4 protein-coding genes are annotated in these 9,007 nt (G+C 56.9%); 3 read left to right on the forward strand and 1 reads right to left on the reverse strand.

Going from position 1 to position 9,007, the window contains the following annotated elements; translation table 11 throughout:
• The coding region (locus tag JKL45_RS28685) for a peroxidase family protein (RefSeq protein ID WP_281401835.1) at positions 1-4,772 on the reverse strand (4,772 nt) is incomplete at its 3' end.
• A gap of 587 nt (positions 4,773-5,359) precedes the next feature.
• On the opposite strand from JKL45_RS28685, the gene JKL45_RS28690 reads away from it, so the two are divergent.
• The 3 genes from JKL45_RS28690 to JKL45_RS28700 all read left to right on the forward strand — a co-directional run bounded on the left by JKL45_RS28690 (position 5,360) and on the right by JKL45_RS28700 (position 8,331).
• Positions 5,360-6,127, forward strand: a complete 768-nt coding sequence (locus JKL45_RS28690) for a LuxR C-terminal-related transcriptional regulator (protein ID WP_201865185.1) — start codon at positions 5,360-5,362, stop codon at positions 6,125-6,127.
• Between the two features lie 193 nt (positions 6,128-6,320).
• A complete protein-coding gene (locus JKL45_RS28695; RefSeq protein WP_201865186.1) occupies positions 6,321-7,682 on the forward strand; it encodes a sensor histidine kinase in 1,362 nt (453 codons plus the stop codon).
• Positions 7,675-8,331 (forward strand): response regulator, encoded by a 657-nt coding sequence (locus tag JKL45_RS28700; RefSeq protein ID WP_201865187.1) that lies wholly within the window; start codon positions 7,675-7,677, stop codon positions 8,329-8,331. The genes JKL45_RS28695 and JKL45_RS28700 overlap by 8 nt, the downstream gene beginning before the upstream one ends.
• Positions 8,332-9,007: the final 676 nt, after the last annotated feature.

A 9,007-nucleotide genomic window follows, 5' to 3' on the forward strand; every position in this document is an offset into this window, starting at 1 on the left:
GTGACACTACCGATATCGACGATGTCGGCGGTGTTCCCGTTGAACCCGCCGGTGGCAGCCTCAAGCGAGGTTGACACGAAACGGATCGCAGACGTTGCTGTGAGCGGTGACGGAAGGTCAACAGAGCGCGTAGTGTTGCCTGTTGCTCCATTAATTGTGTCAATTAAGCTCCAGCTGCCGTTTCCGTTTGCGGGATTTGCGGAATATTCCACTCGGATGTTGTCGTCGGCCTCAAGGCTTTGCTCGTTGACGGTGTAGGTCAAGCGAGCCGAAGCGGCGCCATTAAGCGGAACTGAGCGCGTTAGGGTCGCTCCGTCGCCGGTGTCGAAGCGCAGGTTACCTCCAGTGATCTGGATTTGGCCGGCGACGCTCGTGGGGTTGTTATCGTCCCCAGTTTCGGTCCAGACCGTCTCCCAGGTGGTGGAGCCGGTTGATAGATTGTAGGCGCCGGTGGCAAACGTATCGGCGTAGGTGCCGCCGACATCAAAGGCATGCAGGTCCACCACAGGCTTGATCAGGGAGACATCGCCGTCCGAGAAGCGAAGCACTTCCACGTTGCGGATCCGGTCCACCCCGTCGGACACAAGGCCGTCGCTGACGGTGACATGCGCCACTGATATAGTGCCGTCCGGGTTTGCCGTAAGGGTGTAGTTGGCCCGCAGGTCAGAGAACACGGCAACGTCAGTATCGGCAAAGCCATCACTGTCGGGCTGATCCGCGCTATCCCTGATGGTACGTACGATCGCAAGCTGGCCAGGATTGATGCTGCCATTGAACATGCTGCTAGCCAGCGTGGTCATGCTCTTGTGGAGCGCAAGTGGCGTACCGGTGTGGTCGGGATCATTGGCTGCGAACACGCCGATCTGCACGTCGAGCCACTTGTCGCCGTCGATGATGTCGTCGCCGGCATTCCCCCTGATCACGTCGCTGCCGTCACCGCCAAGGATAATGTCACCGGCGGCGAACGATGTGACGCCTGCACCCAGAACTTCTTGGAGACCCTTGATCAAGGCGATGCCTTGCGCGTCGAGCCCGCTACCCAGAAAACCCGTCGAACCACCTTGAGAGAGCGGCAGCAGCGTCGTGGCGTCTTCGTTGGAGCCGGCCAAGACGTCGTTGAACCTCGTCCCGGACAGGCCCTGCACCGACTCGAACTCGTCGAGCGTAGTATTCGGAGGCAGCGTCGGAGCCTCGTCAAACACGATCGGGATGGACAGATCGGCATTCACACCCTGGGCGTTGTCCTTGTAGGTTGCCCAGTCGAAGCCCGACATGCCGGCCATCTTGCCACGGCCCGGGCTGCCGACGAAAATGTCGTCGCCGCCTTCGCCGATGAACTCGTCGAAGCCGCCGTCACCGAGGAACACGTCGTTCCCGCGGATGCTGTCCTTGGCGAAGATCTCGTCGAAATTATCGCCAGGTGCACCATCGAAGGTGCCGGTTTCGAGCCAGTCGTCACCCTCGTTGCCGAGAATACGTTCTGCGTTTTTCCGCCCAAGGATGAAGTCGTTGCCCTCGCCCCCGAAGACCTCCGAGCCCATGTCGCTACCGAGGACGACGAAGTCACTTCCGGCACCCGCCAGAACAAGGTCAAGGCCGTTTCCGGAATTGATGACGTCATTCCCGTCGCCGCCCTTGATATTGTCGTCGCCGCCGGCATCCGTGATGATGTCGTCGCCAGCACCACCATTGATGATGTCGTTGCCAAAACCACCGTCCATCCGGTCCTTGCCGCCATCGCCAAAGAGCGTGTCGTCGCCGATGCTGGCGATGAGGGTGTCATTAGCCTCGGTTCCGCCGAGCACGACGTGCTCGCCGCCTGTGTAGCGCAGGTAATTGGTGTCAGCACCCGCGGTTGCGGGATCATTGCGGATCACCAGGGGGGTGAGGATGCCGCCGCCTGTTGGATCGTTGCCGAGATTGTCGGCAGCCTCGTTCGCGCTCGTGGCCGGATTGTCGAACAGGATACCGTCAGCGCCGGCAGTTTCCCCAAGGCCCTCATTGTATTGCTTGGTACGATCGACTTCGAGGATCAGCCCCGGGGTCGAGAAAACGTCCGACGGAAGGTGCGTCGCGTCGGTGTTGCGCATGATCATCCCAGCGAAGGAGTTGCCTTCCATTTCGCTGAAGAGGTGCAGACCGTCGAGGCGTTGCAGATAGTAGAAGCGGTCGCCGTTCTGAAGTCTCTCCATCTGCGTCTCGAAGACGAAGTTGAAGGTGGAACCCAGCATGCCGCCGAACGGCATGGTTTCTTCGGCGAGGCCGCCGATCCAGAGATCGACATTCTCAAGACCGCCAAGTGCGCCTCCGGCATAAGTGCCGGTTGCGTTGAGGAAGTCTACCGCGTCCGTCGGAACCACGAAGCCAGGAACCACCGCAAATTTGCCGGTAGCTATTCCGGTGATCAACGTCAGCGCTGCATCACGTTTGCCTTCGACCGTTGTTTCCGCAGTGATCAGCGAGTGGGTGCCGTAGGCGGCAACGAAGTTGATGATCGAGGCTTCGTTCTTGAGGTGGCCGGCGAAATCGACCCAGCTCTCATAGGGCTTGAGCAGGGATTCCTCGTTGGTGGCCTCATAGAACTCGCGCCTGGTGGCGTTCAGCGACGGGACGCCCGTATCCCGGCCACGGGCAAGGTTGATGGTCGCCAGATCGAGAGGCAGACCAAGCAGATTGTTACGGAGCGCGCCCGTGACGAACTCGTCGATCTGGTTGCCCACCTGACGGGTCATGCCGCGGATGATCGCACCGGCCGAAATACCGGCATCGACAACGGCCCCAGTGCCGTTGGTCTCGAACTGGAGGGGATTGAGGAAGCCTTCGATCAGGCCGATGTCGTGACCGGTGAATGAGGGATCGAAGCGGTCGATCGTCTCCGTGAGCATCGAGTGTCCGAAGCGATAGACCACGTGGGCGAATTCCGCGACGATGTCGGGATTGATGGTGACGTCATACCCATCCGGAACGAGGAAGACGTTGATGTTCGGCTGGATTTTGCGGGCGAATTCCTCGAACACGAGGTGCTGGTATTGCATCTCGGTGCCGAACTTGGCCGCCTGGAAGAGGCGCTCGCCGTCCCAGATCAGGCCATCGATGGAGGCCGGAACCTCATTGACGTCGACAGTAAGCCACTCGTTGAGGAAGGCGACGGATTCCGCCTGCGAGGCTCCGTCTGCCAGCATTTTCACCGCGTCAGCGAAAACCACTTCCTTCGTATGGTCCGCAAGCCGGTTGTGCTCGGAATGGAACACATGGTGGACGGCGGTCAAACCGATATTCTCGTTGGCGCGGCCGTCGCCGGCAATGTAATGCGCGTCAAGTAGTTCGTTGTCGTATTGCCCATTCGTCGGCCCATTATCCGGGTTGCCGAGTCCGATTTCGATGTCGCCATCGGCTAGGCCCGTCGGTACGGCGCTGTGTGCGATGTCAGCGAGGAAGGCGTGACCGGTGCGCACGGCGCCCGCCGTGAGAACGCCAAGTCCTCCATTGGCCGTGGGATCGCCCTCGACCAAGGTCGGAGGATTGCCGGCCATGACGATCTGCGGATAGCCGTTCGGCCCCCGGATGAATTCGCCGTACTGGTCGGTCGCCAGAAGCGGCACATTGCCTACATCGGAGTCGAGCAGCTGGATGCCGAGAAGGTCTGCGGCTTGCGCCTTGACGTCAGCCCAAGTGGCCATTCCGCCATTGCCGCCCTCAATGAGCTTGCCGGTCGAAACGGGGTCGCCGGCCGCGCTCAGCACGTACTGGCGCAAAAACACTTGGTGTGAGGCATGCGATGTATAGGTCTGGTTCTGATCGACAAATGGGGTCGTGGTATTGACCGGCCGCGTGTCGTCCGCGGTGCCCATGACGCCGTCCACGCCTGGTCCTACTGTCGCGCGGGTCAGTACCATGAAGTTTGTAGGGCTCGTCGGATCATACAGCGGGTCGTCCGGAAGCAGCGGAATGAACACCGTGCCGCTGCCGCCCTTGTTGACCAGGTCGAGGCCGTGATCGAAGAACTGGCCGAACAGGGTGAACCAGGAGTTAAACGGCGCCGACAAACCTTCGTCAGGTGCGACGTTCGGGATCGACACATTCGAGCCATCCAAAACGATTCCATAGGTATCGAGTAGCGTCATGAGCGCGTCGTCGGCAAGATCTAAGGCCGCCTGTGCATCCACAACGGCTTGCTGCGCGGCAGCGGCGGCAGCTTGAAGCGCGGGATTGCCAGGGCTGGCCGCCGCTGCGGCTGAGGTGTTGGCGAATTCACGTTCGGCATTGCCCAGAGCATCAAAAAGCGGCTTCACCGGCGCGTATGCGGCCGATATCTCGGCTGTTACGCTCATCTGGTTTGTCGGCGTCACGGTGCCGGCGCGCTGAAGGGCCGTCAGGATGGCGGAAGGATTGCCGAGCGTCTGGTCAACGATCAGGTTGGAGATGGTCCGCAGCGCCGGATCGACGACGAAGCTGCCTGGGTTGTTTGAGGGATTGTAGTTCAGCGACGTGGGCATCGCCTGAGCGGGCCCAGGCCCGTCGAAGTCCAAGGGTGTACCGGCGACTGGCCGGAAGTCGGTGCCCAGCCCCTCGGGGAAGGGTTGATCTGCCGAGCCCCAAGTCGGATGGAGCAGGTTGTTATATGTGCCGTCGACGGTGCGCAGGCCCCAGGCCAAGTTGTAGGTGGGGATCAGGCCGCCTTCTCCGTAGAGCGGCTGACCGGCCGCGTGGGCTTCGGCGATCTTAATCTGCTGAAGAATGAAATCCAAGTCCGAGCGAATATAGGCAACCATGATAAAACCCTCACCCTTGTGTTCTTAAGAAGGACACGGTCATCATGGGCCAAAAGGCAGGGACTTTACTATCTGAGCTGAGGTCTATGCCAGTTGTTTCGAAGGTCTCTACTGTCTAGGACCAAAGTTAACTTACAGGGTCAGACTTTGGTTAATAGCGTCTGAATATCTCATGGCACGGTCGAGCTGGATGGAAACCGTAGAATGAGCATTTAAGAGAAAGCAGGCGCAGATCCAACTCTTGAACAGAGACTGTTGTTGTGTGTTTATTGCAAGCGGCTGATCACTATCTTGTTCATACCTCATTAGGGTTACCACCTTGTAGACAACAATGTAGGTTTCAGTTCCTCCTTATTTGTATTGATATTTCACATAAGTGAGAACATCCGCTTCCGAAGAGCTTCAAAAATATTAATGAATTTAGCGTTCAACATTGGGCCAATACTTCAACTCCCAACAATAGCGCTGGATCCGGACTAAGGGGCCTCAAGAGAGGATCAACAAGACTAGCCGCGCGGTGACTAAGATCGCCGTGCTAAGAGAAGTTTTTTGCCTGACACACGTATGTTCCGTAACGGGGGGCGCTCATGTCAAAGACGATCCGAGTAGGCATTATCGAAGATCAGCCCTTGTATCTGGATGGCATGATTGATGCCTTTGCAACTCAGCCGGACATAGCGATCGTAGCTCACGCGGCGCGGATAGGAGACGCGATCCAGCTGATTCAGGAAAACCAGCCGGACGTGGTTATAGTCGGCGTAAGCCTACCGATTGATCGCTTCGAAGCACTCGATGTGATTTTATCAAAGTATCCATCGGTCAGGATATTGGTTCTTTCGGACAGTTCGGACGAAGAGCGAATTTGTGATGCCATATCAGGAGGGCTATCTGGTTACCTTCCAAGAAGCACCGGTGGTCCTGAACTAATTGATGCTGTACGGGCACTTGCCCAAGGCATCGGCTGTGTTTCACCGACGCTAGCAAGCAGGCTGTTGATGCGCGCGAACAACGACAGCCCCAGAACGATGAAACCCATAGATCGCCTCAAGGCCCTTGCCCCGCGAGAAAGGCAAATTGTGTCAATGCTAGCACTAGGGCTTAGCAACAGAGAGATTGGCGTTGAGCTCGACATCAACGAAGGTACTGTCAAATACTACGTAACTAGTATTTTAGATAAGCTGCAAGTCCGCAATCGTGTTGAAGCTGCCCTCTTTGCCCGCTCCCAAGGTGTTGTGTGGCAGTCTGGTAGTGAAATACCCCCGCAATTCGATGCAGCTCCTCCTGGGAAAGCTACAAGGAGCGAGTCTGTAGCGGACCTCAGTTGCTTGCAGCGCAGCGACTTAAGGAAAAGTTAACAAAGCAACGCTGAGGTACTGTCAACTTGATGTTGATGAAACCCAATAGATGTAAAACCGACAGACCGAGGTGGATTGCGGCAACCTTCACCGCCGTCTACCTTCACAATTCTTAGTACTGCATACGGGGCGTGGGATGTCAGAGTTGGCGCCATCGACATGGCTTGACCGTCAGAGCGCAGTTCCGGCACCCGTGAGTCTGACCCGCCAGTTTGCGCTGACAGGCAGCGCCATTATGATCGTCGCAATGATCGCGGCCGGCCTGTTCACCGCCCAGATCGTATCGAAGGCGACGATCGAAAACACTGCTTCATCGACAGCTCTCCTGATCGATAGCTTCCTCGAATCTTTGGTTCAGGACTTGACGAGAGAGGAACTCTTGTCCGCCAACGAAACCACCGAGCTAAACCGGCTACTAGGAGCAGATCATTTCAGGGAGAGATTTCCCCACCTGGAGATCTGGAAGGAAGGCGGACTTATCGTTTATTCAACAACATCGAGTCTTATCGGTCGGAGATTCACCCCGCCGCCCGGGCTAGTCACTGCTTTAGGAGGGGACATCTCTGCGCAATATGCGGACCTGCAGGCTCTTGAGCATCGGGTCAGCGGCCGCGACCAGAAGTATCTTGAGATATACGTTCCTCTTCGGGAGGAGCGCACCGGTCGTGTCGTTGCCGTTGCAGAGATCCATGAGAGCACCGCACCGCTTGAGGCGAGGCTCTGGTGGGTCCGGTTGAACAGCTGGCTTGCAGTCGTGGGTGCGACCTTGCTCATCATGCTAGGCCTGTTCGGGATCGTTTACCGGGGTAACAAACTCATCCTCCTCCAGCGGCGTCAGCTTCATGAAAGATTGGTAGAGATCGAGCACACATCCCGACACAACCATATCCTTAAGGAGCGCGCCCAGCGTGCTTCTGGCCGAGTTGCAGAACTGACCGAGAACTACCTGCGGAGGATCGGCGCTGACCTGCACGATGGCCCCGCGCAACTCATCGGCTTAGCTGCTCTGACCGTGGAGCACGTCCGGCGTGCCCAGACACCCGTGAAAAGGGAAGAGGAGCTGCAGTTACTAAATTCCGTGCTTTCAGAGGCTCTCCGCGATATCCGAACCACGTCGAAGGGATTGATGCTGCCTGAGATAGAAGATTTGCCGCTTCCGGAAATTATCCAACGAGTGGCTTTCAATCACGAGCGCCGGACAGGATCCAAGGTTACCGTTCACTGCAGTGCCATTTCGCATCCTCTTACACACGGGATCAAGATTTGTGTGTACCGGTTCGTCCAAGAAGGACTCAACAATGCCTTCCGCCATGCGGGCGGCAGTGGCCAGACGGTGACATGCAGTCTCGAAGACTCCGTTCTGAACCTTGTCGTGCAGGATGATGGGGGGATGGGCGTCGGCAGCCTCACAGCCACAGACACCGGATTGGGATTGGCTGGGATGCGGGAAAGAGTGGAAAGTCTGGGCGGTGTCTTTCAGCTGAGCCATCTTACGAGTGGTGGAACTAGAGTAGAGATGAGGGTCATTGCGGGGAAGGAGAGCCAAGATGGCTGAGAAGACACGTGTTGTTGTGGTAGATGACCACGCACTCTTGCGTAGAGGGGTCATCCGAGCGCTGACTCTCGATGACATGATCGAAGTTGTAGGGGAAGGCGCTTCGGCAAAGGATGCAGTCGGCCTTGTAGCACAGTACGCACCCGATCTCATCTTGCTCGATATATCCATGCCTGGGAACGGCATCGAAGCTGCGCGCGCGATTCGCGACCTTCCAACGACCACTCGCGTCGTAATGCTGACCGTTTCGGGAGACGAGGATGACATAATCCGTGCACTTGAGGCTGGCGCTGTAGGGTATCTCCTTAAAGGGACAGATGCGGGAGATCTGATCACGGGTGTGCAAAGAGTGAAGGCTGGCGAGTCGTTCATTTCTCCCAACCTTGCGTTTCGTTTACTGACGAGAAATGCTCAAGTGGAGATCAGCCCGCTGCCATTGCTTTCTGAGCATGAGAAACGCACTTTGTGCCTAATCTCTGAGGGGCGGACCAACCGCGAGGTTAGTGAGCAACTCGCTGTACAAGAACAGACCGTTAAGTATGATGTGATCAACATTTTCAGGAAGCTCAAGGTTGGGAACAGGAAAGAAGCAACAGCCGTCGCCAGACAGGTGTGGCGTGAACTTCAAGGCAAACTGAAATTGCATTGACAGGGAGTTTGGCGAGATTAGAGGCTATTATTGATCTGGATTGAGGCCATTTGTGTGCGGAAATCATGCAGATTGGGCAGGTGGGAGCACCAGCGCAGCAAGAACTACATCACCCCCAGACGTTAAGAGAGAGTTGCGGAACTTAGGCTTACGCGAACATGGGTAGGCGTTTGCCATGCTCGCTGCTCGGTATCAGGCTATCTCCTAGATTGTCATACACTCAAGGCACTGTCTCGGTTTAGTGTCTTATTGGTTCCAAGGTAGCCTCTTACAGCTTGATGCAAGAGTTTCGAGAACCTGAAGCCGCTGAACGCTTTGGCCGTTGGAACGTGAGCACTCTTACTTCCGAAAACAGAAGCTTGATCCCGGTCTTGACCTGTCTTCGAAGGGTGTCTTGGGCCGTGATCGCGCCCTCTATCACGGCCTGAGTTCTTGCTTCCGACAAGTCCCGTTATCAGAAGGTACAAGTCACCAAGAAATCACAGCTGCCGCTGTAATCGGAAGCATCGCATCGCTAATGAACCTTACCTTTGCAATTTATGAGCTTCTGCTTAGCGCCAATACGCCGGCCAACGCGCAATGTCTCGGATGTGCCATGATGTATGGTCCGGCCGTGCGTCGCAAGATGATGTTGGCGGACGGACGAACGTGAGAGCTGCATCAATGTATTCGGCCT

Origin of the sequence: Microvirga soli (assembly GCF_016734765.1) — a bacterium.
Lineage (GTDB): Bacteria > Pseudomonadota > Alphaproteobacteria > Rhizobiales > Beijerinckiaceae > Microvirga > Microvirga soli.